Origin of the sequence: Dapis hubbardiae BLCC-M172 (assembly GCF_050016015.1) — a bacterium.
Lineage (GTDB): Bacteria > Cyanobacteriota > Cyanobacteriia > Cyanobacteriales > Microcoleaceae > Trichodesmium.
The window spans coordinates 50,386-76,051 of the sequence record NZ_JBNHEQ010000202.1 but is presented as its reverse complement, the minus strand read 5'-3'; the positions used below and the strand labels follow the sequence as shown (position 1 = coordinate 76,051).

Sequence of the window (25,666 nt, the reverse complement as noted above, 5' to 3'; positions counted from 1 at the left end):
AGTCGGGAAGAAAAATTGCAGCTATGCACTTTGGAGGTGTAACTATTGAATGTTTATTAAAAGCAATGCTTGTTGCCACTTTACCCAATAGTGCAACTCAAGAATGGAAAACAGATAATAATAATCCAGGGCATACTTTTACTAATCCAGGACATAGCTACACAGAAGCATTAAAAAGGCATAATAAACTCAAATCTAGAATTGATCAACTTCCCCAAGTACGAAAATGGTTGGATGAAATTGAGAACCCCATCGGTCAACATTTTATAGATGTACATTATTCTGTCATTGAAGTTAATAATGAAAATTATAAAAGCTGGTTCAACACATATCAAAAGCTTATAAAATGGCTACAAAAACAAGCCACTACAATCTAAGGAGTTGAAAATGCAAGAAAACTGGCAAGTATCACTAAAGCAGAATATCAAAGACAAATATGTTAAAAACTCTAAAGAGACTAAAGAGTGGGTTGATGTAAATATTTCCACATCAGGTTTGCTTAATTTAACTTTAGTTAGTAATAGCTTTTTTGGTGTATCTATCCCTTAGCGAAAAGAAGAAATTTCCAACTTATTAAAGTCTCAAGTACCTCATTTATCTCCTGGGTTTCTTTCTTTATATACACCTCAAGAAGCTGAATCATTAAATATTGCACCTCCACAAATTCCTGATACATTCTCATTAAGAACTTGGCAAGATTTAGCTATCCAAGCAGCAAACCCACAAAATCAACTTCAATTCTCTCAAAAAGAACCCAGTATACCCAGAACAGTAACATTTTATTCTTTTAAAGGAGGAGTAGGAAGGAGTACTGCATTAACTCATGTTGCTTCTATTTTAGCAATGCGAGGTCGTAAAGTTGTAGCTGTAGATTTAGATTTAGAAGCACCTGGTTTAAGTACAGCATTTAACCTTAAATTACAGCCAAAATATGGAATTGTTGATTATTTCTATGAACGTTCCTATTTACCAGAGGAAGTAAAACCTAGTATTTTAATTACAGACATATTTAGTGAAGTAAAAATATCTAACGCCACAGGTAGAGTATTTGTTGTTCCTGCTGGATATCTTAGTCTTGATTATGTGTCTAAAGTTGACGATCTTCATGCCACAACTGTTATAGATGGAAATCAAAATCTTTGGTCTATTTTTAAGCAGGAAATTCAAGAACAATTAAAACCAGATGTTCTCTTAATTGACTCAAGAACTGGGATTAATCAATGGGGTGCTTTATCATTAATTCAAGCTGCTGATGAAGCAATTATTTTTCTTTTCCCTAATGAACAAAATAAACAGGGAATAGAACTACTACTAGAATCTCTTCAAAGTCTGAAAAATTTATCCATTAATTTTGTTTTTTCTCCTGTACCTGATGTAACAAAAAGTGGTTTAGATAAAGTCAAATAAATTGGGAATTTCTTGCTTAAAAAGATAAAAAATGGAACAGATGAAAATTATGATACTGATGAAGAGGATTCAAATACAAATAATGAGCAACCAGAAAATGATGAATTATTGGTAGTTCCTTACCTTGTACCAATTGCCTTTTCTGATAACTATCCTATACCATAAATGCAAGATTACTATAGTAAAATTGCTAATATAATTGATGAAAAAAATGATGAAATTAAACGCAGTAGTGTTTTAAATATTGTTGAACAAAGATGGGAAATTATTGAAAGTCTAGAGTTTCCTGAAGTAAATGCCGCCGATCAGAAGCAAGATTTAAGCTTATTATTTCAGCGCACTACTGATTTTGAAAAATTTTTAGATGATACAACCTGCCTAATTCGAGGAAAAAAAGGAACAGGTAAAACTGCCTTATATTGGTTATTTTTAAAACATCAAGAACTAGCTCAAAAATTAGCTCGCGGACGGTTAGATAATACTGTATTTTTATCAGGACATGGTAGATTTCAAGAAAGTAGACCTACCCGTGCAGAATTTAAAATTATTCATCGAACTTTGCAGGAAAAGAATGGAACATGGGAAGCTCTCCAAAAAGCTTATTTACTATTTAGGTGTTATCAGGAAGAATTACTGAAATTTCCCAGAGGTAATAAAGGTAAAGGGGGAAAGTTTAGTGAGCTGAAAAAAATAATTAATAATTTACCAAAAGATACATGGCAGTCCGAATCAACTGAAGCTTTATTAGAATTATCTACTAACTCTCAACTCATACTTACAGTGAAAGATGCAGTAAATATTATTCTTAATCAAGAGGCAAAAGAAAAGTCTCAAAAATTTTTGTTTCTTTACGATGATTTAGATGAAGATTTTTCTGTTTCGGAAGCAGGAGAATTAAGACAACAAGCATTAACTGGATTATTTCAATTAGTTCAGTCTTGTGATGCAAGTAGACTAACAGAAATTAGATTTAAAATTTTATTGAGAGAAGATATTTGGAATCGTTTAAATTTTGATAATAAAAGTCATTTTACTGGAAGGGATATTATTTTACAGTGGAATCAAATAGACTTTTTACGTTTAGCGCTTCGTCAAGCAATACAATCTCAAAATTTCAAAAATTTAGTTGATAGAATTTCTCCTGTTGCTGTTGAAAGTATAGATATAGCGAATGAAGAAGAGCTTGATAAAGCATTAGAATTACTTTGGGGAAGTCGTCGCCGAGGAGGAAATAGAGCAAAAAAAGTATCTAGATAGGTTTATGAACGCTTAACAGACTCAAGTGGCACAACTTTTCCTCGAAGTTTAAGTCTATTACTTGAAGGAGCAAAAGAAAAAGAATTAACTTACAGAGGAAAATCATCAACTAAAATCCGTACAGATCGTTGACTGCAAGGAAAATCTCTAGAATTTGGGTTAAAAGAAGCATCAAAAAAGCGATGTGAAGAAATTAAAGAAGAATATCCTAATCTAATTAATTTCTTTGATTCTCTTAAGGGAAAATCCGCTTTTTTAAGAAAAGAAGAACTACGAGAAATATGGCAGGATCTACCAGAGAAAGTTCTAGAAAATTTTGAAGAATTTGTTTCTTTTATCGGGGAAATAGGAATTATTGAATTTCGGGAAAAAGAAGGACGTTATAAATTTTTGGATATATATGTTTCTGGTTTTGAAATGAATCGTCAAGGTGCAGTATAGAAGTTTCTTTGAGGAATAGATAAGTCAAAAATCTAGCAGATACAATTAAAGTTTCTTAGAATTAATAAACGTAGCTTGACTAATATAGTAATGGTAAATTATTTCTGAAAAAAACTGTAGGGGTTTGGTCTCCAAACCCAATTTCCACTTGAACAGGCAAGATGCCTGTGCTACGAAATTATTAAAATTATTCCGCATTTATTCAACCCTGAAAAGAAAACTCATTACAAATATTCCACCCCTTACCACTATGAATTAATAAAGTTAACTGAGAGGCTGTAAATTCACAGTGAAGTGATCGCTCGCAAAATTCTAACCAAGCTGCTCGAAAATTCTGTTTAGTTAAGTCTCGAAAGGCTACAGTAACATGAGGAGAAAAAGGGCGAATTTTAGAAGGGGGATGCACAATTCCTAAAGTAGTTTCTGTATATTCAATTAAATCTTTTTGTATTTTTAAAAGTTCTGGAGTTTTGACAACATTAACATAGATAACACGAGGCGGAAAAGCTGCAAAACCAGACAAAGTAATAGGAAAAGCAGAACAATTTTGAGCAAAAGTCTCTAAAGACTCCTGCAAAAGAGCTAAATTTTCAGTCGGCCATTTAAAAGGAGGCTGTAAAGTAATATGAGGCACAGACCTTAAAGCATGACTGCTATTATATTCTCTAGCAAAATATTCCTTAATTTCCGTAACTTGGTTTTGAATATTTTCCGGTGGCACAAGAGCCACAAATAATAAACGTTTTGATAGACCCATAAAATTAAAATTCAAAAAATAAAATGCCTTGGTTTGCCAAAATAGAAAAAGGTATAGTCGAAAAATCTATATTTGACCAATATGTACCAGACCATATAGCTTATGTCCAAGAATTAAATGCTAAAGGACATAAAGCCAAAAGTGGTTACTGGGGAAAATTGGGAGGAGGAATGTTACTATTTAAAGCTTCATCTATGGCAGAAGCAGAGGCAATAGTCGCTGAAGACCCCCTCATCAAAAATAATTGTGTCACTTACGAAATTTATCAGTGGTGTATAGTTGCAGAATAAAAATTTGTGTTATAGTAGTAAATGATTCGGACCAGCGCGACTAGAACGCCTAAACCTTGTCAGGACCGGAAGGTAGCAGCAACATGGGATGCTTGTAGTAGGCGTTGACTCCGGGTCACCCAATTTAAAGCTTGGGCAATCATTGTTTATTTGCTAATATTTTTTGCTCACATAAATTGATATACATTGATTTAGTTATACCGATTAGTTGCATAGATTTTGCTACAATGATATGCAAACATAGTAGTTTGTAGTGCTTGCCCCAGGCCAATATGTAACCGCTATCCTGATAAGTTACCGAAGCCCATGGTCAAGTAATTAGAACTTCTGCGACCGTCGATAACCAAGACGACAGAAGAGAAGTTCGCATTTTCGTTATGCAACGTCAGTACAAAGCGTCTACGGGTTTTCTTGTAGATTTTGGGAGATACCCCCTCAGCAGGTTAATCTTGCTGTGCATTGTTAACAAATGTTAGTAAAATAGTATCGGAGCCAGGATATATTTTTTATGGATAATTTCGGAGGAATTATTCAAAAAGCTGTTTATCTAGGAGTGGGATTAGCCTCTTTTGCAGGTGAGAAAGCTAACCAAAAATTGGCAGAACTTAGAACGGAAGCTCAAAAACTGGCTGATGAAATGGTTAAGCGTGGTGAAATGACCACAGAAGAGGGTCGTAAATTTGTTGAGGATATGATGAATAAAGCTGTGCAGCAAGCTCCTGTAGATTCATCTCCAGAAACGAGACCTAATGAACCACGTCGTATAGAAATTCTCTCCGAAGATGACAATTCATCAGATAATAGTTCTACAGAAGTAGATAAAATGCGTCAAGAAGTACATAACTTACAAGAAGAATTACGTCGGCTACAAAAAGACTAAATCTATAGGCAAAAATTATGGCAAGATTTAAATAATTTCAGTAATTTATATAGATAGTTTTGAAGGAAAGCAGAGATAGATAATAATGGAAGACTGGTCAAAAAACTTCTTTGAAGTAATGGAAACTGCCATGTTAGAGGTAGAAGATTTTTTTAATGAAATGGCAGAGGAAATTTCAGAAGTTTTTGATGAGTGGGGAAAGCTCTCTGAGGAAATTACTGAAGAAATACAGACTAATATTATTGCTGAAATAGATGAGTATCTAAATGATTTAATTAATCCTATAATTGAAGTTTACTTAGATTTTGATGTTGATACTGAGATACGGGAAGAAGATATAGACTACTATTTTGTTGATCGTGTAGAACCTACAGTAGAGAAACATCCAGCGTGTATAGGATGTACTCATTATCATGGTCAAGTTTATGGAGGAAATTTATTAGTTTGTGGAATGCACCCTTATGGTGTAGAGGATGAAAGTTGCCCAGACTGGGAATCATATAATAGTTAACTTTGACTAAGGCCAAAATAAGATAGTTCTCTCATTTCAGTTATAAGTTATTAGTTATCAATACCGACCACTGAAGTTTATTATTTTTATACCCAATTCAGGAAAGGCTATTAACCTGATTTTTTGGTCATAACATAAATACTTACAATTATCAGAGTTAACGTACAATGATTTGTGAAAAAACTGTAGGGGTTTGGTATCCAAACTCCAGTATTGCTGTCTGATTAAATTTTAAAGAATTGACATATAAAGGTTTGAACATTTTTATATTATAACATCCAAAAAAATTGAAACTTTTTCAGTTCAGATTAAGCGAGCAAAAGTTAGGATTTTTTGCAGACTATGGGAGAAAAATCAAGGGATAATTATTCCGACTGTAAATTACCCATCCCTCCAGAATTATTACTGTAAATTCTCCTACCGATGACTCCTCTGCCTGACTCCTACCCTTACCATAAAGACTTTTTCACCTAACCCCTAGTAAAAATGGGATTTGGATGCTAAACCAGAACTATAAAATAGTATAACACAAGCATGCATTAGTATCTAAACTTTAAAGTAGATTTTTTTTAAGCATTAGAGTCACTCTCTTAACTTATCAGTTATCAGTACCGACCACTGAAGTTTATTGTTTTTATTCCCAATTTAAGGAAAGGCTATTGACCTAATTTTTTGGTCATAAATACTTAAAGCTATTAGATTTCAAATTTCATTATTAAGAAGCTGAAATGACTTTCTACTTGATAAAATCTCAAGAGAAGATGGAGGAGGATAGTCAAATTATGAGTGAAGTAAATTCAGGAACCCTTTATATAGTTGGTACACCAATAGGCAATTTAGAAGACATAACATTTAGAGCAATTAAAACATTACAAAAAGTAGACTTAATAGCAGCAGAAGATACTCGCCACACAGGCAAATTATTACAACATTTTCAAATCCAAACTCCACAATTAAGTTACCATCAACATAACGAACAAAGTCGCATACCCGAATTAATAGAAAAACTAAGTCAGGGAAAAACTATAGCTCTAGTAACTGATGCGGGAATGCCAGGAATATCTGACCCTGGATATGAATTAGTAAAAGCTTGTGTCGAAGCAAATATTTCTGTAGTACCAATACCAGGAGTTACTGCTAGTATTACAGCATTAAGCGCCTGCGGACTACCAACCAACAAATTTATTTTTATCGGTTTTTTACCTACTAAAATTAAACTAAGGGAAGAACAACTAGAAAAATTATCTAATTCATTAGAAACTATAGTTTTATATGAGTCTCCTTATAAACTTTTACAAACTCTAGAAGATTTAGAAAAAGTATTAGGTAAAGATAGAAAAATAGTTTTGGCAAGAGAACTAACAAAACTCCATGAAGAATTTTGGCGGGGAACAGTTGGAGAAGCAATTATTCATTATCAAAATAATCAACCAAAAGGGGAATTTACTATTGTTATTGCAGGTGCTCAACCAGAATTACCAGTATTATCAGAAGATACTATTAAACAGGAGTTACAAGAACTTTTTGCTCAAGGAATTTCCCGGTCTCAAGCTAGTCGCCAACTTGCACAAAAAATTAACTTATCCCGTAGCAAAATTTATCAAATAGCTCTAAAAATATAGTTATTAGGATTTAGGTTTATTAGGGAGTAGTTGAAGAGCAATATTTTTAAATATTCTAGGAAAAGAGCAAAGATATAGCATTTCTCAAGCTTATGAGATATACCTATCTTTAATTTCTTTTCTATTCCTTATTTCCCAGTTAAGTGTTCCCAGTTAAGTGTTCCCTAAAACCTAGAATTTTGTACCTCACCAGTATGGAAATTGCTATATCTTATACCAAGCGTGAAAAAAGAATTTTTACAAATATTTTCTAACTCTTAGACGTTAAATAATTTGCCGAAATTACTGTAGCGTCAAAGTTTTGATCCTATCAAATCTTAAGGCATTACTTTTAACATCTCTGAAACAGTATTATACTTAATTTCCCTATTCCCTACTCTCAAGAAAATATAGCAATACTTGATGAGATTTGGTATAAGATTGTTGAAGCTATCAATCACTATTTCCAACAATTAAAATACCCATAAATTATAGATTTTTTCTTGAAAACAGACAGTATTTTTTATACTTTTGAGGCAAGTTATTGAGAGATAAAATAATTAATCAATGTTGAATTTTAACGACCTAAAAAAACTAGATTCTATTAAGAAGCTTTTTTATAAGGCAAACAACAAGGTAAACAAAAAAGATGACAAGAAGGTATTTTATTAGAGATTGAATGTATGAGGAAATATAAAAAGGAGATAGGGAACAGGGAATAGGTATGGAGGGAATAGGTCCGAAGAAATACAAGGGCAAATATTGTCGCTTAAAAATCTAGGAATATATGTACTACATACTCCTATATCTACCTTCTTTCAATCCCTTGAAGCATTACCGCTTTTAGATTTTAGTCATTCGTATGCTCTCTTAATAATTATTTTACTCTCCAGTCTCTGAGGGATGAAATAATTAATCAATGTTTAATTTTAGCGACCTAAAAAAACTAGATTCTATTAAGAATTTTTTTTATAAGGCAAACAAGAAGGTAAACAAAAAAGATGACAATAAAGTATTTTATTAGCAAAAATATCTGCTGTTCCTAATCTGATAAATCTGGGTTTAATTATATAACAAATAGCTTCTGCTTCGGAATTAGAAATGGAAATGGAATAGGTGAGGCAAGTTGTTGAGGGAAAAAATAATTAGGGTTTGCTGAAAAAGTCTTTTTTAAGGTTTAGGGGAGTAGTAGGGACGTTGCATGCAACGTCCCTACGGGAGTATTTTTTTTTGCCCAACAATGCACCGGAAATGCACTCCTTTTTGACCATCAAGCAGCTCAAAACTAGGTACTTTTTCCAGACCTAAAAAGGCTCAAACCTTTACCTGTAAATTCTTTGATATTTAATCAGCAGAGCAATAATTAAGGATAGATTTAGTATCAGTCTTAATGTCGAAAACAAGGTAAGATTTAGCTAAATAAAAAAAGCTGAATCCTAATAGCTAATTACTATAAAAAAACTGTGAATTCTATAGACTCTTTCTTAAAACGCTTTGAACATTTCGGCGTTGAGCTTGGTCTCGAACGTATCTACCAACTTCTAGATAATTTAGGCAACCCCCATCTCCAAGTACCTATAATTCATGTCGCTGGAACAAATGGCAAAGGTTCCGTCTGTGCTTATCTATCATCTATTCTCAAAGCAGCAGGATATAAAGTCGGACGTTACACCTCACCTCATCTAGTTGACTGGACAGAACGTATTTGCCTCAACGAAGAAAAAATTTCCTCCAATATATTAGAACAATTATTACAAGAAGTAGAAGCAGCCATTCAACCAGAACAACCTTCACCTACTCAGTTTGAAGTTATTACTGCCGCTGCTTGGTTATATTTTGCCCAACAAGAGGTAGACGTAGCAGTTGTAGAAGTAGGTTTGGGAGGTAGACTAGACGCCACAAATGTTTGTCACCAACCAATGGTAACTGTCATTACTTCTCTTAGTTGGGAACATTGGCAAAGATTAGGTCCTACCTTGAGTCATATTGCTGGGGAAAAGGCAGGTATTCTTAAACCAAGATGTCCTGCAATACTCGGAGTTTTACCCCCAGAAGCAAAAACAGTAGTAGAAAAACGTATTACCGAGCTAGAATGTCCTGTTGTTTGGGTCGAACCTGCTGAATTATTAGAAGGAAATCAGGAAAATAACTCATTGCCAGAAGCTACTTCTCAAGGAATTGAATATACACTGCCATTATTTGGAGATGTACAGTTGATAAATTCAGCGATCGCCATAGCCACAGTTCAAGTGCTAGAAACCCAAGGATGGGAAGTCCCGACCGCAGCAATGAAACAAGGAATAGCTGAAACCAAATGGCCGGGACGTTTGCAATGGACTACATGGCAAAATCGGAAATTATTAATTGATGGTGCCCATAATGCTGCTGCTGCCCAAGTATTGGGGCGGTATGTCAGGACACTTGATTATCCATCCATAAGTTGGGTTATGGGTATGCTCTCTACAAAAGAGCATTCAGAAATTTTTCGGGCGCTCATTAGACCAGGCGATCGCCTCTACCTAGTTCCTGTCCCTGACCATAGTTCGGCTGACTTGAATCAACTTAGCACTATGGCTCAGGATATATGCACAGAATTAACACTTTGTCAAGTCAACTCCCATCTAACACTAGCTTTAGAAGAAGCTATTAGTGCCAGTGAAAATTTAATTGTTTTATGTGGTTCCCTATATTTACTCGGTCATTTTTTTAATAGCAGTGAGCAGTGAGCAGTCAGCGGTCAGCATTAGGACTTTTTTTAGATTGAGTCGGGGATTTAAACTCTTCAGCGCACCATCAGGCGCTTGGGGTTCCAGGGATTACCCAAGGTCAAAAAGCTTATAGCTGAAATGCTGATAGCTAATAGCTAGTTAACAATTAGCAGGAACTAAAGACTTCACTACTGGGAGCTGTATTTTTGTATTTTCTGAATCTAGATATTTCGTATTTTCTGAATTTAGATATTTCGTAAGCATTCAGCAGTCAGCTATCAGCTATCAGCTAGAAGGAGGAATTAGTCTCCAAGGAAAATTAAAATTTATATTTGCGTAGCATTCCGCACGAAAAGCTGAATGCTTTTTGCGCAGCATTCCGGAACGGAGATACTAATAGCTGAATGCTTACCTCACCTGAATCCTTACGATATTTCTTAAAAATAGCTTCAATTTTTTCTTGGCTGATTGGTTTGTTAATAAACTCAGAACATCCGACAAACTGAGCGCGAACCCGGTCAATCATACTGTCTCTCCCAGTTAAAATTACTATAGGAATATTTTTAAAATCAGGTATTTTACGAATTTGACTACAGACTTCATAACCATTAATAACAGGCATATCTATATCCAAAAATATTAAATCTGGCTTTACTTGCACAACAGTAGGTACAGCCAATGTAGACTTTTCAATCCCAATAAATAGATAGCCACTTTTGGTAATAATTTTACCGATTAATGTATTAATTATTGGGCAATTATCAATACAAGCGATTAATTTTGTTTGATCTACAGAGATGGAATTTTTTGTAGTTTCTAGGGATGGTGAATTTGTTTTTTTAATCTCTTTTACTTCATTTGCTAAAGCATCAAATTTAACTACAGCTAATGCAGGTAAATCTGGCAAAACAGTAAGTTTAATTATTCCTTGAGTGACATAATGAATTAATTTTTTAGTCAGACTTAATAAATCCTGCTTTAAGTAAAAAGCCAAATCTCGCAATGTTAATTTTTTACTAATTAATGCCTGAAATTTTTGGTAGATTAGAGTAGATGTGTGTTTTTTTAGAGTTTCAGGTTTGTTCAATACAGGTGCTAAATTGGGAGAATAATTGTGTAAATTTGCCTCACACCAATCTTGCCATATTGGCTTAACTTTTTCAAAAGCTTCATAGATACTCAAACGAAAGATAGGTTGCATCATTTCCGCTTGTAGATTACAACTTATAGAAGTCACCTGTAAAGTATCTAAATTATCCTGTTGAATTAAATCAAATAATACTTCTACCAAGGTATTGTTAATTATAGAAATAGCTTGCGAAAGTGAAATTTTTTCTTGTTTGAGTAAAATATTAACTATGTAATATTGCCAGCTTTCACAAACATCATGGGTGTATAAACTGAGAGTTTCCAAAGAAATAAAAGGGCAAAACTGAGTGAAAATTCTGCGCCATCTTCGCCAAGCGCTATTACCACCTGTTGCCCAAATTAGACATCCCCGATCAAAATATAATTGCCACTTTTGTTCTTCAGTATTCTGGAGTTCTAATTTACCAGTAAATTGTTTAGGTATCAGACGGATTAAATGTTTAAAAAACCTCGCTGTAGTCTGTTTTGTTTTACTAATCATTTTTAATACTCTATCAATGCAGTCCTGATTTGCGATATTCTTAAGCTCATACTTCTAAAAAGATAACATCCGCAATTTCACTGAATCTTAATTCAAATTTAATCTCTAATTCAAGACTTTAGTGTAACGGTTCTAGAAGTATTTATTCAAGTTATCGACTCAATTTAATTTTACTTAAAAAATTTATAAATATCGTCCGTGATTGTACGGATATTTAACAGATATTTAATTAAATATCGATCTCCTCTTGAGGCAATTACTGATTTAAAAGTGGATCATTTTAGTTATCAATACTTACAAATAAAGATAGAGGCTTCAAATACGGAATTTTCTTTTTTATACCCTTGAAAGGAGAAGCTTGAGACCTTATTTATTTGTCAAATAAATCAAATCTTATACCGATAAAAGAAAAAGAGGCTTGACAGAAAGCAATGAGAATAGTAATCATATAATTGTTGTTCATAGCAGCTTGCTTCATTTTTTGACAAAGACTGCGTTTAAATATTTTTTCTCTGGATGGAGAAAATGAAGTACCAATCGTCTGAGAATAGTCAAGTTGTGTAGACTATACTCTGACAAAATACAACATTGATATTCAGAAAAAGTGGCATAAAGTGTTCAATTAAGATTATTTTTATTGACAATTTATTATGAATTTTAAGATTTATTTTACCTTGAAGTTTTTTTTTAATCTCAGCTTTAGTCTTAGCTTATTAGGACTTACTGCTTGCCAACAAATATCAAATGATACAATTCCCGAAGAAGGAATTACTAAAAAAACAATTCGACTAGGTTCTGTCCTAGCTTTAGAAGGACAACAAGAGATAGTAGGAAATAGGATAAAATATGGTTTGAAAGCTGCATTTGACGATCAATTAGTACAAACAAAAAAGCTTGAGTTAATCATTGAAAATGATTATTATGAGCCTGGAGTTGCTTATCAAAAGACACAAGAGTTAATTGAATCTGGCATTTTTTTAATGATAGGAAATCTTGGTACTCCCACCGCACAAAAAACATTACCAATTTTAAATAAAAACAATATTCCTGCCGTTGGTTTTGTTACTGGTTCTGAACTTTTGCGATCGCAATCCGAGCTAATCATTAATTATCGTCCGAGTTATGCACAAGAAATAGAAACTGTAGTTAAAATGGCTTTATATGCAGGAGTCAAATCCTCTGAAATTTGTGCTTATGTTCAAGATGATAGCTTAGGTCTGGGTGGCTTAAAAGCAGTCAGAAAAGCTTTAGCACAAGCACAGGTTGAAGAGAAAATCTTAGATACATACGACCAAGTTTTACAGTATAAAAAAAAGGGAAATAAAGACAATATTTTGCTTAGTCCTGTAGGATTTTATCCCCGTAATACTCCCTATGTAGAAGAAGGTTATAACTCATTAAAAAAGTGGGAAAAAAACACGGAAATAAACTGTAGATTAGTCATTACAGCAGGAACTACTACTAATATCGGACGATTTATTAAGTTCGCTCAAGATGAAGGAGAGAATTGGGTTATTTCCTCCTTATCATCTGGTTCTCTAGAAGAATTACAGTTGAGTTTAGAAGAATACGGTATTACAGATAAAGTAATTATAACAACAGTTGTCCCCTCATTAGACTCCGATCTACCTATTGTTCAAGAGGCAAAATCTAAGCTAAAAAATGAGTTCGATCATATATCTTTAGAAGGATATATTGTAGGAAAAATGACTTTGAAAATTCTCCAAACAATACCAGGAAAAATTAATCGTGATAACTTTTTAAAACAGGCTGCTATTTCTAAGTTTGATCTAGGTGGTGTTGCGATAGATTTGACTCAAGGACGAATCCAGTCTTCTGACCTTGTTGTAGTAAAGATTTTTACCCCTCAAGGATTTAAAAAATTAAATAAAGAGAAATTAAGAGATATGTTTAAATAATTATTCTAAACTATACAAACCAAGGAATAAACTCGCTTTATTGCCATAATTATTGTCTTTCAAATGACACAATTTTATATTATAGAAGCCCTAACCGTATCTCAGCAAAGGTGAGGTTTTTGGCAAAGGAGTAAGGAGTCAGGAAATGGAAAATATATAAATAATAGAGGAAACAGGTAAAATCTAAGTGCCCTTGCTTCACCATCTCCCCTACTCTCAATCGATAATTGTCAACAGATCCCAAATAGGTTCTACAAGAAAGTTTATGCTTAAGTCCGGATTATAATGTTTAGTGTTTTTAGAGGAAAAATGATTAATGGATACAAGAGAAAAAAACTTACAAAAAGAAATAAGTAACCCTGAATCTATCGATTCTGAAAAATCTCAAAGCACTCCTGAAAAGGCTATATTAAAAGAACCTAAACTATTAAAGCCCATCTCTATTTTAGACACAAAAATTTCTCATTTTATTGAATGGCTACAAAATATTTCTTTATTTAAGTTAGCAGTTATTTTAAGTGAAGGCGCACTGTTGTTTGCCATAGTATCTTATGTAATTACCATACCTAGTCGAAACAAACAGGAGATACAAGAAGCTCGAAAGGTTCTGCGTGAAGAATCTGGCTATGAATATAGTGACGCACGGATTGCTGCCTTAAAAATTTTACATAGCAGAGGTTGCCAAAGTAATCCAGGACTAGAAGCAGCTAAAGCAAATATGGCCGATCTTACCCTTAATCCTTGCCAATCTCTATCTTTCACTCAGGGTTCACTGAAGGTTAATAAACGTTCAATGGATCTCTCCTATTCAAATTTAGCAGGAGCCGATCTATCAGGAGCCAATCTTGTTGGAATTAATTTACAAGGGAGTAACCTCCAGGGCGCAAATTTGGCCAATACTAATTTAGAAGGTGCTAATCTCACGGGTGTTCAATTACAAGGTGCGAATTTAACACAAGCCAACTTAAAGGAAGCGATACTCCAAAATAGTAATTTAGATAATAGTAATTTGTATGGAGCTAATCTTGACAAAGCTGATTTCTCTGAAGCTAGTCTAGTCAATGTTAGAGCCTTATGGGCTAATTTCAATGATGGTATTTTCTACCGAGCCAACTTACAATCAGCAAATTTGAATAGAGGGGATTTAAGAGGGGCTGATTTTTATAAAGCTAATCTAGAGAATGCCTCGTTACGTTTTGCTGATTTAAGTAGCACAACTAATGCGAGAGGAGCGCAATTACAACCCACTAATTTGCTAGAAACCCAATTAAAAGGGGCCGATCTGTGGGGAGCAAAAATGTGGTCAACATTTCAAATTAAGCGGGCTAAAAATTGGCAGGAAACCAATCGGAAGCCTAATTGGGAACAGGCGACCAAACAAGCAAGATTACCTCGTTTACGGATAGCTTTAATCAAACCAGAAACTCCTGAAACTCTTTTCGATTACTATGAATTAGGGATGCGTCGTGCTGCTAACCGTCGTGTAGAAATTTGGGCAATTACTTCCCCCGATGGTGTAGAGAACGAAGCCAAAATAATTAAGCAGTTGATTAAGGAAGGTATGGATGGAATTATCCTCAGACCTGAAGATTCCATTAAGTCACTCGATGCGCTTAAACTAGCTAGTGATGCTGGAGTGGCTATTATCACCCTCGGTTTCTGCTTTGATCCTATGGACGCAAAAGATTTAGCCATTGCTTGCTATAGTACAAATAACTTCCAAATGGGCTATGATTCAGCCCAAGATTTAGTAGAATGGTCTCAAAATAATTTACAGACTGATTCTTCCTCAAAATTGATTCAGCTTGCTTTAATTGATTCTGCTGTCTATGATAGCTACTATCCTTATCTGCAAGGAGCATTAAAAGCGATAAATGAATCGGATATCTCGTTTCAAATCGTTGATTCTGTTAACGTTACTTCTAATCGTGATACTGTAAAAGTTAAAGAACTACTTAAAAATAATCCTAGTATTCAGATGCTTTGGGGGGGGTCAAATCTAGCAACAGAGGTTGGACTTGCAGCGGTGATAGAATCTGGTTTGAATAATAAAGTTAAGGTTTTCGGAGTTTCAGACCTGTCGAGATATAAAGCTGAAATGTTACTCGATCCTAATAGTCCTATACATTCAATTATCGATCAGTCTGGTCTTCAGGTTGGTTATGATGCTACTAAAAAAATCATTTCTGTTTTGAGAAAAGAAAGTTCAGGAGCAGATTATCAAGTTTACCAAATTGAGCATGGTCTATTAACTCAAGATGACCCAGACCCTGTACGTTATTTTATCAAAAATTATGGTTGGTTCTAATTGGTTCTAATTAGTAGTTTCATTTTAGTTATTAGTACCTCAAATCTAACAAATTAGGAGGCTGGAAAAACTTCAGTATTTCTTTTCATCCCCTTGAAAGGTTATTCGTTATAGAACTCCTAAGTGTATCTTTTACATTTATTTTCCTTTCTACAACCTGAACGTTCACCTTTCATCTGCGTAGCAAAGTGGAAAGGAGTTCCATAAATGGGAAATTATGTTTCTTTTGTTGAACAAAAAGTCATGCACATAGGCGAACTAGCCCTCACAATTTTTATGATATCATAAAAATTGTGAGGGTGCAACAGAAAATACTTTGACGCGCGATTTTTATTTCAGGAGCTTCAGAGAATGAAAAAAATTGTGGTTTTGCACTAGGGATGGATGGAAAGATTTGATCGGGAAAAAAAGAATTTTCCAGAAGCTCCACAAGATGAAAATATTTCTGCTATTGCTGTTAGGGTCTGCCATGAATTAGACCTTAAAAGCTTTGTCAATTAAGGTTTTTAGCATCTGGATTCTTTCAAGACCAAAAACCAAAAACTCTTGCCACATCATCCTTTCAGATTTAATTGATGGCACGCTCTAGGAAAAATTCCTAAATATTTTGATGGTCTCTGAGCCAGTAAATTTAGTTGAATAAAAAATCATGCATATAGGCGAACGACTCCATATATTTTTTATGATATCATAAAAATTGTGAGGGCGCAACAGAAAATCCTTTCACGCGCGATTTTTATTTCAGGAGCTTCAGAGAATGAAAAAATTTGTGCTTTTGGATTCGGGAGATTATAGATAGAAAAATTTTAAACATAAAAAACTAAACATAAAAAACTATAGCTTATTCCATTCAGATGCAGCATCAGTGATCGCCTGTTCAATAGTTTTTTCTCCCAAAATAGTTACCTGCAAATTTTGATAAATAATTTGTTTCAACTTATCCAAATTTTTAACTCTTGGGAGTAAAACTTCTGCTTTAAAAATTTGACTAGCACTAATAACTCGCGCCCGATCTTGAGTAGAAGCATCATCAGGAATATTTTGAAAATAACTATTCTCTAATGTCTTAGTTGTAGAAGGTAAAACATTATTCTCCTGAGTAAAAGCCATTTGATTTTGATAATTAGTAATAAACAAAGCAAATTTCAGCGCTTTATCCGGTAGTTTAGTATTGCTAGAAATAGCAAAATTCATTAATACTAGACTATTCTTATTACTCTTACCGGTAATTTGAGATGTTGGGAGTGATACTTTTCCAATTTCTGGTGTATTTTCAGAGATAGCTTCAATCAATTCTGGTCCAGAAAATACCATAGCAATTTCCCCTGCTTGATACAAATCTTCCCCAGCTTGAATCCCTTGTGTTAATACTTCCTCTGGTAATAAACCTTCCCTATATAAATCAACCCAATACTTAAATACTTCCTTGCCAACTGGAGTATTAAAAGCAGCTTTTCCATCAACATCTATTAATTTAACCCCCATCTTAGGAAAAGACTCTAATACTTCATTTCCTCCTTGTGGTGAAAAAGAAACAAAAAAAGCATATTTATCAGTTCTTTCTTTAATTTGTTTAGCTACCTTAGCCAACTCTGTATAAGTTGTTGGAAGTCGATCAACTTCTGCTTGTTTAAATAGCTCTGAATTATAGATTGTTATATTTGTCCTACAATACCATGGAATAGCAAAACTTTTACCATTAATCTGACTAGCTTGCCAAAGATTGGATAAATATTCATTCTTAACCGAATCTGATAAAATAGTATCCAAATTTAACCAAGCATTAGGTTCAGTCAATAAATGTGCAAAACTTGAATTAAGATTAACAACATCTGGAAGAGTTTCTGTCAAAATAGCACTCTCAATTTTGCTTTCCATCTCAGACCAAGGTACATCAACCCATCGCACCGATAAACCTGGATTATCTGCTTCAAAATCAGCAATCAACTGATTAAAATAATTAGTAAACTGAGGTTGAAGCTGTATCGTCCAAAACTCAATTTCTTTAGTCTTTAAATTAGGATAGGGAGTATTACAACCAATCAAAAATGTTAGTATTAGTCCCAAAATAGCAAATACCTGGAACCTTTTCCATTTAACTATAATAAACATTTGATAAATTTTAGAAAAACATCTCATATGCTGTCTTATAATTACAGCAATTTTCACTTTATTAGACCACAGTAGAGATGTTTCATGGAACCTCTCTACACTATAATAATTCCTCGAAAACTTGAGGTACAAAATTTTAGGCTTTAGACAGCTAGCAAGAGGTTCAAAAATTAATAGTAGTTCTACTTTAGCAATCCTAAATAGGTTGTAATACCAATTCCCATGCATTAAGGCTATACTTGAGTGACACTTCAGTTATCAAGTAATTAACACAAATAAAATAAATTATTCCCTAATTATTATCCAGTTAATGTTCATTATTCTTCTGTTTAATTCTCCCCCCTCCTCCCACACTCCCGTGGGGAGCAAGTGCGGCAGCTATATCGCTCTCTTTCGCAATTATTGATGTTCTATTCATCTATTATCCAATAGTTAGGGCTAGCAAATTAAACCTCAAAGCCTTTACAGATAAAAGTTTCAGCCTTTTCATGCATCAAAATTGATGTTCTATTCATCTATTGTCCAATAGTTAGATAAATTTCCGCAGGTTATTATTGTACATATGCACAAGCAAGTGTGGCAGCTATATACTTTCATGCAACAAAGCCTCATAGGCGTTTGATTTCCCAACCTAAGCTAAGATAGGATTTGGTTTCCAAACCCCTACAATTTTTTTTCACAAATTATTTAGGATTAGTATTTGAGGAATTTCCTAATTGAGAGAGGGAATAGGAAATAGGGAACAGGGAGTCAATAGGATATTTCATTAATGGATAATGGATAATGGATAATGGATAATGGATAATTACCTCTGGTTAAAACCGCACGGGAATTGAAGATCAGGAAATATCCTAGCACTTTTTTCCCCTATCCAAGGGGAGGCTTCAAGGGAAAAAGCGGTCGAGGGATGGCGAGGAAACCTCGCCATATCCCATCGACCAAGAGAAATAAATCTTTTCCTTATTCGTCTTACCTCTCCCTTTTAGGGAGAGGTAATTATCAATTATCAATTATCAATTATCAATTAATGAACTCTCTCTTTTAGGGCTATACTTTATAAACATCTTTCTTAACATAAAAAGTAGACATTATAGGCAAGTTTTGCGTGAGTCTTGGATAGGGTTTTTCTGGATAAAAAATATATTCTTTAATCCATTTTCTTGAAAAATTTAAGTAGTTTTACTTGGCTACTATAACTCTTACTCCCTTCTGCCCTACTCCCTGCCACCTTATTCTCCACAAGGTTTTCATAGTTCCTTATAAGGTATAGTTTTTAGGGAGAGGATTGACTAAAAGGAAAAAAAGTCTTTTTTTTCCCTTTAAAGGGGGGCTTGAAATATGAATTATTAAATATGAATTATTAAATATGAATTATTAATTATTCTGTAACTTACACTAACCTAACAAAAGCAAATTTTGCTTCAAATTAAAACCAGGAGAAAGAAAAATGGTTAATTACTTAAAAAACCTGTTTAAAAAAAAGAAACCAGGAATAGGAATAGAACTCGGCCCAGAAAGAATTAATATTGCCGAAATCCGGCAACAAGGAGATAAATTAAAATTAGTAACCTTTGCTACAGCAGAAGTACCAGAAGATGTATTTTTTGAAGGTCAAATAATTGATGCCCCCACAATGTCAGAACTAATAGAGTCAATGATAGAGGACAATAACATCAAAACTCGCAGAGTAGCAACAGCAATTCCAGGTAGAGAAGCAGTTACCCGTGTAATTCCCGTACCAGCAGAATTAAACGACGAAGAATTACAGGATTATATGAATCAAGAAGCAGGTTTATACTTACCATTTCCCAGAGAAGAAGCAGATGTAGACTATCAAAAATTAGGAGTTATAGTAGATCCAAATGATGACCTAGAAAAAGTACAAGTCGCCTTAGTCGCAACTAGAAAAGAAGTAACAGATGGCTACATAGAAGTTTTTACACAAGCAGGATTAGCAATAGATGTTTTAGAAGTAAGTAACTTTGCCCTGATCCGTACAGTAAAAGATATACTCCAACAATATGGTCCTCAAGAAGCAACAGTCATTGCAGATTTAGAATTTGACAGTACCGAACTTGCTATCGTAGTAGACGGAATACCCCAATTTAACCGGACAATTCCTATTGGCACCTATCAAATGCAATCCTCCTTAAACGAAGCAATGAACTTACCTCCAACCAGAGATACTACAGAGTTATTAGGGATGACCGTTCCAGTATTAGATACAATGGGAGTCACAGGAAACGAACCAAATCCCGGAACAAATGCTCTACTAAAAGTATTAGCAGAATTAGGAGATGAACTGCGACGCTCAATAGACTTCTATCTCAATCAATTTGAAGATTTGGAGGTGGCACAATTATTATTAACAGGATCGGGAGCAGCAATAGGACAAGTAGATGACTTTTTCATGCAACGTTTAAGTTTACCAGCGTCTAAAGTCGATCCAATCGAAACTTTAGCCTTAGAAACAGAAGAAGAAATTCCGCCAGAACAACGTTCCGGTTTAGGAATTGTATTAGGTTTAGGACTAAGAGAGGTATAAATTAATATGTATGGCCTAGATATAAATTTTCTTAACGATCGCCCAGAATATAAAAATAAAAAAGATATTCCCAAACCAGCGAGTAGTGGACCATCACTAGAAGACCCAAAACCAATTCTAATTGGGGCAGCAGCAGCAGTAGCAGTTAATGGTCTAGTTGCAGGTGGATGGTTATATCTAAATCAAGTAAACACTAAACTTCAGGCAGACTTAGACAAATTAAATGGTGAATTGAGTAAGCTTGATGCTCAAGTTAAAAACCTTGAAGCAATCAAAGAAAAAACTAAGACATTTAAAGCAGAGGCAAAAGCTTTAGCCACAGTTTTCGACCAAATTAAACCATGGTCAGCATTATTAGGAGAGTTTGGATCTTTAGTACCTAGTGGGGTAATAATAACCAGCATAGAACAAAAAGAACCAAAAGTATCAGCCCCAGCTCCCTCCAAAAAATCTGCTAAAAAGGGAGAAAAAACAGAGACACCAGCTCCCTCAAAACCAACAGCAACTCTATCATTTGCTGGAACTTCAGATTCTTACGGTCAAATTAATGACTTTTTATTGTTATTGCAAAGCTCTCCCTTTTTCCAAGGAGAAAAAACCAAACTTATTACTGCTGCGAAAAAACCTAATCCTACTAGATTAGAATTACGAGAATCAAACTCAACCTTAGCACCAGAAATACCAGAATTACCCCCAATAGTTGAATATAAAATCGAAACAAATCTCAGCCCTTTAGGTGCATCAGAATTATTGCCTCAATTAAAAAGTAAAGGAGCAATTGGATTAGTAGATAGAATAGAAACACTAACAGAAAAAGGAGTATTTTAAAAATGGTAGCAGTAAATGAATGGAATGAAGAACAAGAAGAACAAGAAGAAGGAGGATGGGGTCCGAAAATTCTAGGTGTCTCTCTCAAAGACCCCAGATTTATTGGAGGAGCTATTGGTGTCGTAGGCTTAGGAATAGCAGGTTTATTAGGATATAATCAGCTTAAACCAGCTATCGAAAAAAGTGCTGAATTAAGAGGAGAAATAAAAACAGCAGAAGTCAAAATTAAAGAGCAGCAAAAACAAATAAAAGAACGACCAAAAGCAGAAGCAGAAAGGAAAAAAGCTGAAAAACAAAGAGAAGACGTAACCAGCTTATTTGCCAGTGAAAAAACAATGAAAACTCTGCTATACGATATTAATAAACTCATAGATCAAATTAATGCTGGAATTACAGATGAAGACCAACAAGCAAAAATGACAAAATTTCAACCAGTGGAGCCAAAAGATGGTAACTATATAGTTAACGATAACTCATTAGGACCACTGGTAAATGGTAAATTAAAGCGACGAGAATTCAAAGTAGAATTTGAAGGCAGTTATCCTCAAACAAGAGCATTTATGATTGCTATAGAAAGGATGCAAACATTATTAGTAGTGAAAAACTTAAAAACTAAACTCGAACAAGGAAATCAAGTTATAGAAGTTGAATGGAAACAAAATAAATTTGTACCAGTTAGCTTGCCAGAAAGTAGACTCAGAACATCCTTTGATATGCACGCTCTATTAGCCTTAAGTGAACAAGAGTCATTGGGCAAAGAAGAGCCAGAAAAAAAATAACACAATTTGCTAAATAAATGTTATTTTATCAGAAAAATTAGGTCTGAAATTTTCCCTTTATTAGAGCATATTTTTTATCCCTAAAAATTAATAGATAATTAATCATTACCCCTGGTTAAAACCATAACGGAATTGAATATAAGGAAATATCCTACTACCACTTTTTCATCTTGAAATAGAATGCTTTATATCTTTATTTTTTAGGGAAAAATTGAGATTGAAATAGGGAAGTATTAAGCAGAGATGGGAATTATTTCCCCACCTTTTCCCTAATATTGATATTGTCTTCCTTCAAATCATGTCCTGACAAAAAAAGGTCTCAAACCTCCTCTATTAGATAGGGCTGTTTCAAAGTATCGTGAGTTAACAATTTAAGGAGAAGGCGAGATGTTTAGGATCAGAAAATAGAAGACTTATATCATGTCCGCTGGTATCATTTGTGTAAAAGTTGGGGAAATATTTACCTTATGTAAGGTTTTTCTTTTTCTTCTTTCTTCTCTCCTAGATAACTAAAGCCTTCTTCCTTACCTTCTCACTTGCAATACCGATGCTACCGGACATGATATTAGCCAAAATTTACCGATTTTTCAGTCGATAAGTATCATTAAACTCTGTCTAAATCTCTGGTTCAATGCCCTCAAATAAAAACTATTCGTATTTTTAACCTTTAAGAATAATTGATGAATATTGGGGATGCCCTGTGGGTAAAGCGTGGAAAATTCTCCCCTGCTCCCTACTCCCCTGCTCCCCCTCTGCCTTTTCAGGACTACCAAAATTCAAAAAAAGAAAAAGTTAAAAAATTTTAGCTCCAAATCTGAAGAAAAAGACCTATACTCTAGCCCAAGACCAACATCTGAATTAATAAAGAAGCCCAACGTGGAGTGAGGAAAGTGAAACACCAAATACAATTTAGTAGTGGACTATTAACTGGAGTCGCGGCAGTAATTATAGCCCAGACCCCAGCCTTTGCAGTAACCCAAATAACCCAAATTCAGTTAAGTTCAGCAGACGGCGGCATGAATATCGTCTTAGTTACCAGTAATGGCGATCGCCCCGAAGTATTCTCAGTCAACAGAGACAACTCTTTCGTTGCAGACATAATCAATGCCCAACTCAGCTTACCCCAGGGCAACAAATTTCGGAAAGAAAGTCCAGCCCCTGGTATAGAATATGTAGAGGTAATGCAGGTAGACGCTAATAGCGTGCGGGTAGTTATCCGAGGTAAAGAAAGTCCTCCCAGAGGTAGAATTATCCAAGGAGGAGGCCAAGGAATTATCCTCAGTGCTGCTGTCAGCTCAGGAGAAATAGCTCAAAGACCCCAGCCCAATAGTTTTCCCCCACCCTCAGAAGCAGCACCTCCTCCCGCAGAACCTCCAACCCCACCAGTAGAACCTGAAAGAACTGTAATACCTTCTAGAGAAACAACTACAAGCCCAAAGCCAGAGGTACTATTACCAGACTCAGGACTAACAGGAGATGGTTTCCCAACTCTACCAGGACAACCCTCCCCCAGTGAAGTACCACCCTTTCAACCACGAGCAGTAGCACCACCAGTAGGCGATATAGCAATATCTAATATCAACCCTTCAGTAGAAGTTATAGATTTAAGCACCCAAGAAAAAATACCTCGTTTAGTATTACGAGATGCTCCAGTTAGAGATGTTTTAGCCTTACTAGCTAGAGCAGCAGGATTAAACGTTGCCTTTAGTTCAGGAGGAGACCCAGAAGCAGAAACAGGGCCGACTATTTCCCTAGATATTGAAAATGAGCCAGTTCAAGATGTTTTTAACTACGTTTTACGTCTAAGTGGGTTGCAAGCCAACCGAGTAGGTAACACAGTATTTGTAGGACAAGAACTACCAGCAGAAGCCAGAAATGTTGTGGTTCGCTCCTTCCGTTTAAACCAAGTTCCGGCCCAAGAAGCTGCAGGTTTCTTAGTGAGTCTTGGAGCAGAAAGTGCCATTGTAACAAGCCAACCAGTAACTCAGGTTAATACGGTTAATATTCCTGGAACCGATCAGGCAATCACAAATACCGAAACAATTACAAGAACAGTTGTTCAACCCCTGCGCTACGACCCCCAAGATGCTCCACCAATATTAGATGGTTTGCAAATAGCAGTTGATAACCGACTCAATAGTATTACCTTGGTTGGTCCACCACAAAAAGTTGAAATAGCAGCAGCCCAATTAATTCAGTTAGATTTACGACAACGGCAAGTAGCTGTAAACGTCAAAGTTATAGATGTCAACTTATCAGGAGAAGAAAGGTTTAATAGTAGTTTTTCTTTTGGGATAAATGACACTTTCTTTATCAACGATAATGGAGCAGCATCTCTAAATTTTGGTAGTTTGCAACCTCCTACTATTACACAGCAGGATGGTAGTCCTCTTTCTCGTCCTGTAACTAATAACCCACTTGCTGGAAATGACCCCTTCTTTGATAGCCAACGTAGATTTGATGTTCCATTTACAGGTATCCCTAATGTCAATCAGGGTAGAGGTACTTTCCTTAGACCAATAGCTCCCACAACAGGTGAACCGACAAGAGTTGGGATAACAGATTATGAACCTTCAGAAATAGATGTTAATGATGATGGGACAATAGATGTAACACTAGGAGAAGCAGAATTTGGTTTGTTCCCTCAAATTTTGTATCCCAGACGATTCCTATCACAGTTGCGGGCTACTGTTATTAGTGGTAATGCTAAAATTCTCACCGATCCAACTTTAGTGGTTCAAGAAGGGGAAATTGCTAGTGTCAGACTTGTAGAAAATATCGTCAGAAGTATTGACAGTAATTTTACAGATGATGGGGGTACAAGTCGAGAAACTAGAACTGTTCAGTTTGAAGATGTGGGTCTAACCCTAGCTATACAGGTAGAGAGAATAGATGATAATGGCTTTGTAACTGTAACAGTAAACCCAGAAGTAAGCTTTATTTCGGACAGGATACCAACAGATGCTGATAATGAAAATGAATTTGGTACAGAAATTGCCAGGCGTCGGGTAGAATCTGGTAGAATTCGTCTGCGGGATGGACAAACTCTAATTATTTCTGGCATTATTCAAGAGCAAGAAAGAACAATAGTAAATAAAGTACCTCTTTTGGGAGATTTACCAATTATTGGTACTCTTTTCCGCAGTAGTCAAAATGAAAATCAACGAGCGGAAACAATTGTACTACTAACTCCTCAAATACTTGATGATGGCGATCGCTCTTCTTGGGGCTACCGATATAATCCAAGTCCAGATGCTTTGCAAATGATGGAAAGAGGTCAACCAAGACCGCGCTAAAATTAAAAGTTAAAAGTTAAATGTCAGGGATGGTATATAATTTATCACTTTGAACCATCCCACTTCCGTTGATTATTGAAAAACTAGATCGATCTAGTTTTAGTGACTATCCGAGAAAACCAGGCTCAACTAATCAACTAATTTCCTTTTTTGATTATAGATTAGCAAATAGTCAGAACTTTATAGTGCTTTACAGAATGATATTTAAAGTGCCAGAAAAACTAGATCGATCTAGTTTTAGCTACTATCCGAGAAAACCAGGCTCAATGAATCAACTAATTTCCTTTTTCCTTTTTTGAGATTAGCCAAAAAATCCGACTCAAAAATTTTGACTAGGGAGTGGAGTGCTTCACAGAATGATATTTCCCCCTCAGAAAAACTAGATCGATCTAGTTTG

The 25,666-nt window shown here is 34.9% G+C and carries 19 protein-coding genes, 1 other RNA gene and 1 pseudogene; 17 read left to right on the top strand and 4 right to left on the bottom strand.

Translation table 11 applies throughout. From position 1 onward, the window contains the following. The first annotated feature begins 23 nt into the window (after nucleotides 1-23). From ACP6PK_RS18620 to ACP6PK_RS18600, 5 genes are read left to right on the top strand one after another with little or no spacing between them, the layout of a single operon-like run. The gene (locus tag ACP6PK_RS18620; RefSeq protein WP_426561584.1) at nucleotides 24-377 is read left to right on the top strand and encodes a hypothetical protein; all 354 of its coding nucleotides are present in this window, start codon (nucleotides 24-26) and stop codon (nucleotides 375-377) included. Between the two features lie 10 nt (nucleotides 378-387). After that, on the top strand, nucleotides 388-549 hold the full coding sequence (locus ACP6PK_RS18615; RefSeq protein WP_246843950.1) for a hypothetical protein: 162 nt from the start codon (nucleotides 388-390) through the stop codon (nucleotides 547-549). A gap of 12 nt (nucleotides 550-561) precedes the next feature. Beyond that, nucleotides 562-1,407 (top strand): MinD/ParA family ATP-binding protein, encoded by an 846-nt coding sequence (locus ACP6PK_RS18610; RefSeq protein ID WP_426561640.1) that lies wholly within the window; start codon nucleotides 562-564, stop codon nucleotides 1,405-1,407. Between the two features lie 12 nt (nucleotides 1,408-1,419). Then, nucleotides 1,420-1,572 (top strand): hypothetical protein, encoded by a 153-nt coding sequence (locus ACP6PK_RS18605; protein ID WP_426561582.1) that lies wholly within the window; start codon nucleotides 1,420-1,422, stop codon nucleotides 1,570-1,572. Then, entirely contained in the window at nucleotides 1,573-2,664 is a 1,092-nt protein-coding gene (locus ACP6PK_RS18600; RefSeq protein ID WP_426561580.1) for a P-loop ATPase, Sll1717 family, read from the top strand. Nucleotides 2,665-3,307: 643 nt separating this feature from the next. Here the strand turns inward: ACP6PK_RS18600 and ACP6PK_RS18595 are convergent. Then, nucleotides 3,308-3,862, bottom strand: a complete 555-nt coding sequence (locus tag ACP6PK_RS18595; protein WP_426561578.1) for a 2'-5' RNA ligase family protein — start codon at nucleotides 3,860-3,862, stop codon at nucleotides 3,308-3,310. A gap of 23 nt (nucleotides 3,863-3,885) precedes the next feature. On the opposite strand from ACP6PK_RS18595, the gene ACP6PK_RS18590 reads away from it, so the two are divergent. From ACP6PK_RS18590 to ACP6PK_RS18565, 6 genes are all read left to right on the top strand, one after another. Next, nucleotides 3,886-4,152 carry a YciI family protein gene (locus ACP6PK_RS18590; protein ID WP_426561576.1) on the top strand — a complete coding sequence of 89 codons (267 nt, stop codon included), beginning with the start codon at nucleotides 3,886-3,888 and terminating at the stop codon, nucleotides 4,150-4,152. Nucleotides 4,153-4,175: 23 nt separating this feature from the next. Then, nucleotides 4,176-4,272, top strand: an RNA gene (gene ffs, locus ACP6PK_RS18585) — signal recognition particle sRNA small type. A 388-nt stretch (nucleotides 4,273-4,660) separates the two neighbouring features. Then, nucleotides 4,661-5,032: a phasin family protein gene (locus ACP6PK_RS18580; RefSeq protein WP_426561574.1), complete on the top strand. Its 372-nt coding sequence runs from the start codon at nucleotides 4,661-4,663 to the stop codon at nucleotides 5,030-5,032. An 85-nt stretch (nucleotides 5,033-5,117) separates the two neighbouring features. Next, complete coding sequence (locus ACP6PK_RS18575) at nucleotides 5,118-5,543, top strand: hypothetical protein (RefSeq protein WP_094672340.1); 426 nt, start codon at nucleotides 5,118-5,120, stop codon at nucleotides 5,541-5,543. Between the two features lie 782 nt (nucleotides 5,544-6,325). Next, nucleotides 6,326-7,165: a 16S rRNA (cytidine(1402)-2'-O)-methyltransferase gene (rsmI, locus tag ACP6PK_RS18570; RefSeq protein WP_426561638.1), complete on the top strand. Its 840-nt coding sequence runs from the start codon at nucleotides 6,326-6,328 to the stop codon at nucleotides 7,163-7,165. Between the two features lie 1,442 nt (nucleotides 7,166-8,607). Next, entirely contained in the window at nucleotides 8,608-9,870 is a 1,263-nt protein-coding gene (locus ACP6PK_RS18565; RefSeq protein ID WP_426561572.1) for a bifunctional folylpolyglutamate synthase/dihydrofolate synthase, read from the top strand. Nucleotides 9,871-10,171: 301 nt separating this feature from the next. Here the strand turns inward: ACP6PK_RS18565 and ACP6PK_RS18560 are convergent, their stop codons facing one another. Continuing rightward, nucleotides 10,172-11,482 (bottom strand): response regulator, encoded by a 1,311-nt coding sequence (locus ACP6PK_RS18560; protein ID WP_094674951.1) that lies wholly within the window; start codon nucleotides 11,480-11,482, stop codon nucleotides 10,172-10,174. Between the two features lie 370 nt (nucleotides 11,483-11,852). Then, nucleotides 11,853-12,100 (bottom strand): annotated as a pseudogene (locus tag ACP6PK_RS18555) (hypothetical protein); the annotation flags it as partial. 32 nt (nucleotides 12,101-12,132) lie between these two features. On the opposite strand from ACP6PK_RS18555, the gene ACP6PK_RS18550 reads away from it, so the two are divergent. Together ACP6PK_RS18550 and ACP6PK_RS18545 are read left to right on the top strand one after the other, a co-directional pair. Next, nucleotides 12,133-13,401, top strand: coding sequence for an ABC transporter substrate-binding protein (locus ACP6PK_RS18550; RefSeq protein ID WP_094673617.1), 1,269 nt, complete (start codon nucleotides 12,133-12,135; stop codon nucleotides 13,399-13,401). A 316-nt stretch (nucleotides 13,402-13,717) separates the two neighbouring features. Continuing rightward, nucleotides 13,718-15,709, top strand: a complete 1,992-nt coding sequence (locus ACP6PK_RS18545) for a pentapeptide repeat-containing protein (protein WP_426561569.1) — start codon at nucleotides 13,718-13,720, stop codon at nucleotides 15,707-15,709. A gap of 834 nt (nucleotides 15,710-16,543) precedes the next feature. On the opposite strand, the gene ACP6PK_RS18540 is transcribed toward ACP6PK_RS18545, so the two are convergent. Beyond that, nucleotides 16,544-17,821 carry an ABC transporter substrate-binding protein gene (locus ACP6PK_RS18540; protein WP_426561567.1) on the bottom strand — a complete coding sequence of 426 codons (1,278 nt, stop codon included), beginning with the start codon at nucleotides 17,819-17,821 and terminating at the stop codon, nucleotides 16,544-16,546. 1,447 nt (nucleotides 17,822-19,268) lie between these two features. On the opposite strand from ACP6PK_RS18540, the gene pilM reads away from it, so the two are divergent. The 4 genes from pilM to ACP6PK_RS18520 all read left to right on the top strand — a co-directional run bounded on the left by pilM (nucleotide 19,269) and on the right by ACP6PK_RS18520 (nucleotide 25,269). Continuing rightward, nucleotides 19,269-20,366 carry a type IV pilus assembly protein PilM gene (pilM, locus tag ACP6PK_RS18535; protein ID WP_094673903.1) on the top strand — a complete coding sequence of 366 codons (1,098 nt, stop codon included), beginning with the start codon at nucleotides 19,269-19,271 and terminating at the stop codon, nucleotides 20,364-20,366. 6 nt (nucleotides 20,367-20,372) lie between these two features. Beyond that, on the top strand, nucleotides 20,373-21,194 hold the full coding sequence (locus tag ACP6PK_RS18530) for a PilN domain-containing protein (RefSeq protein ID WP_426561565.1): 822 nt from the start codon (nucleotides 20,373-20,375) through the stop codon (nucleotides 21,192-21,194). 2 nt (nucleotides 21,195-21,196) lie between these two features. Next, the gene (locus ACP6PK_RS18525) at nucleotides 21,197-21,973 is read left to right on the top strand and encodes a pilus assembly protein PilO (RefSeq protein WP_426561563.1); all 777 of its coding nucleotides are present in this window, start codon (nucleotides 21,197-21,199) and stop codon (nucleotides 21,971-21,973) included. An 890-nt stretch (nucleotides 21,974-22,863) separates the two neighbouring features. Continuing rightward, complete coding sequence (locus ACP6PK_RS18520) at nucleotides 22,864-25,269, top strand: AMIN domain-containing protein (protein WP_426561561.1); 2,406 nt, start codon at nucleotides 22,864-22,866, stop codon at nucleotides 25,267-25,269. Nucleotides 25,270-25,666 lie beyond the last annotated feature (397 nt).

What these genes read in the sequence shown, in the direction of transcription:
- ACP6PK_RS18620 (WP_426561584.1), top strand. Translation starts at nt 24, where the DNA reads ATGCACTTTGGAGGTGTAACTATTGAATGTTTATTAAAAGCAATGCTT.
- ACP6PK_RS18615 (WP_246843950.1), top strand. Translation starts at nt 388, where the DNA reads ATGCAAGAAAACTGGCAAGTATCACTAAAGCAGAATATCAAAGACAAA.
- ACP6PK_RS18600 (WP_426561580.1), top strand. Translation starts at nt 1,573, where the DNA reads ATGCAAGATTACTATAGTAAAATTGCTAATATAATTGATGAAAAAAAT.
- ACP6PK_RS18595 (WP_426561578.1), bottom strand. Translation starts at nt 3,862, where the DNA reads ATGGGTCTATCAAAACGTTTATTATTTGTGGCTCTTGTGCCACCGGAA.
- ACP6PK_RS18590 (WP_426561576.1), top strand. Translation starts at nt 3,886, where the DNA reads ATGCCTTGGTTTGCCAAAATAGAAAAAGGTATAGTCGAAAAATCTATA.
- ACP6PK_RS18580 (WP_426561574.1), top strand. Translation starts at nt 4,661, where the DNA reads ATGGATAATTTCGGAGGAATTATTCAAAAAGCTGTTTATCTAGGAGTG.
- ACP6PK_RS18575 (WP_094672340.1), top strand. Translation starts at nt 5,118, where the DNA reads ATGGAAGACTGGTCAAAAAACTTCTTTGAAGTAATGGAAACTGCCATG.
- rsmI (WP_426561638.1), top strand. Translation starts at nt 6,326, where the DNA reads ATGAGTGAAGTAAATTCAGGAACCCTTTATATAGTTGGTACACCAATA.
- ACP6PK_RS18560 (WP_094674951.1), bottom strand. Translation starts at nt 11,482, where the DNA reads ATGATTAGTAAAACAAAACAGACTACAGCGAGGTTTTTTAAACATTTA.
- ACP6PK_RS18550 (WP_094673617.1), top strand. Translation starts at nt 12,133, where the DNA reads ATGAATTTTAAGATTTATTTTACCTTGAAGTTTTTTTTTAATCTCAGC.
- ACP6PK_RS18545 (WP_426561569.1), top strand. Translation starts at nt 13,718, where the DNA reads ATGGATACAAGAGAAAAAAACTTACAAAAAGAAATAAGTAACCCTGAA.
- ACP6PK_RS18540 (WP_426561567.1), bottom strand. Translation starts at nt 17,821, where the DNA reads ATGTTTATTATAGTTAAATGGAAAAGGTTCCAGGTATTTGCTATTTTG.
- pilM (WP_094673903.1), top strand. Translation starts at nt 19,269, where the DNA reads ATGGTTAATTACTTAAAAAACCTGTTTAAAAAAAAGAAACCAGGAATA.
- ACP6PK_RS18530 (WP_426561565.1), top strand. Translation starts at nt 20,373, where the DNA reads ATGTATGGCCTAGATATAAATTTTCTTAACGATCGCCCAGAATATAAA.
- ACP6PK_RS18525 (WP_426561563.1), top strand. Translation starts at nt 21,197, where the DNA reads ATGGTAGCAGTAAATGAATGGAATGAAGAACAAGAAGAACAAGAAGAA.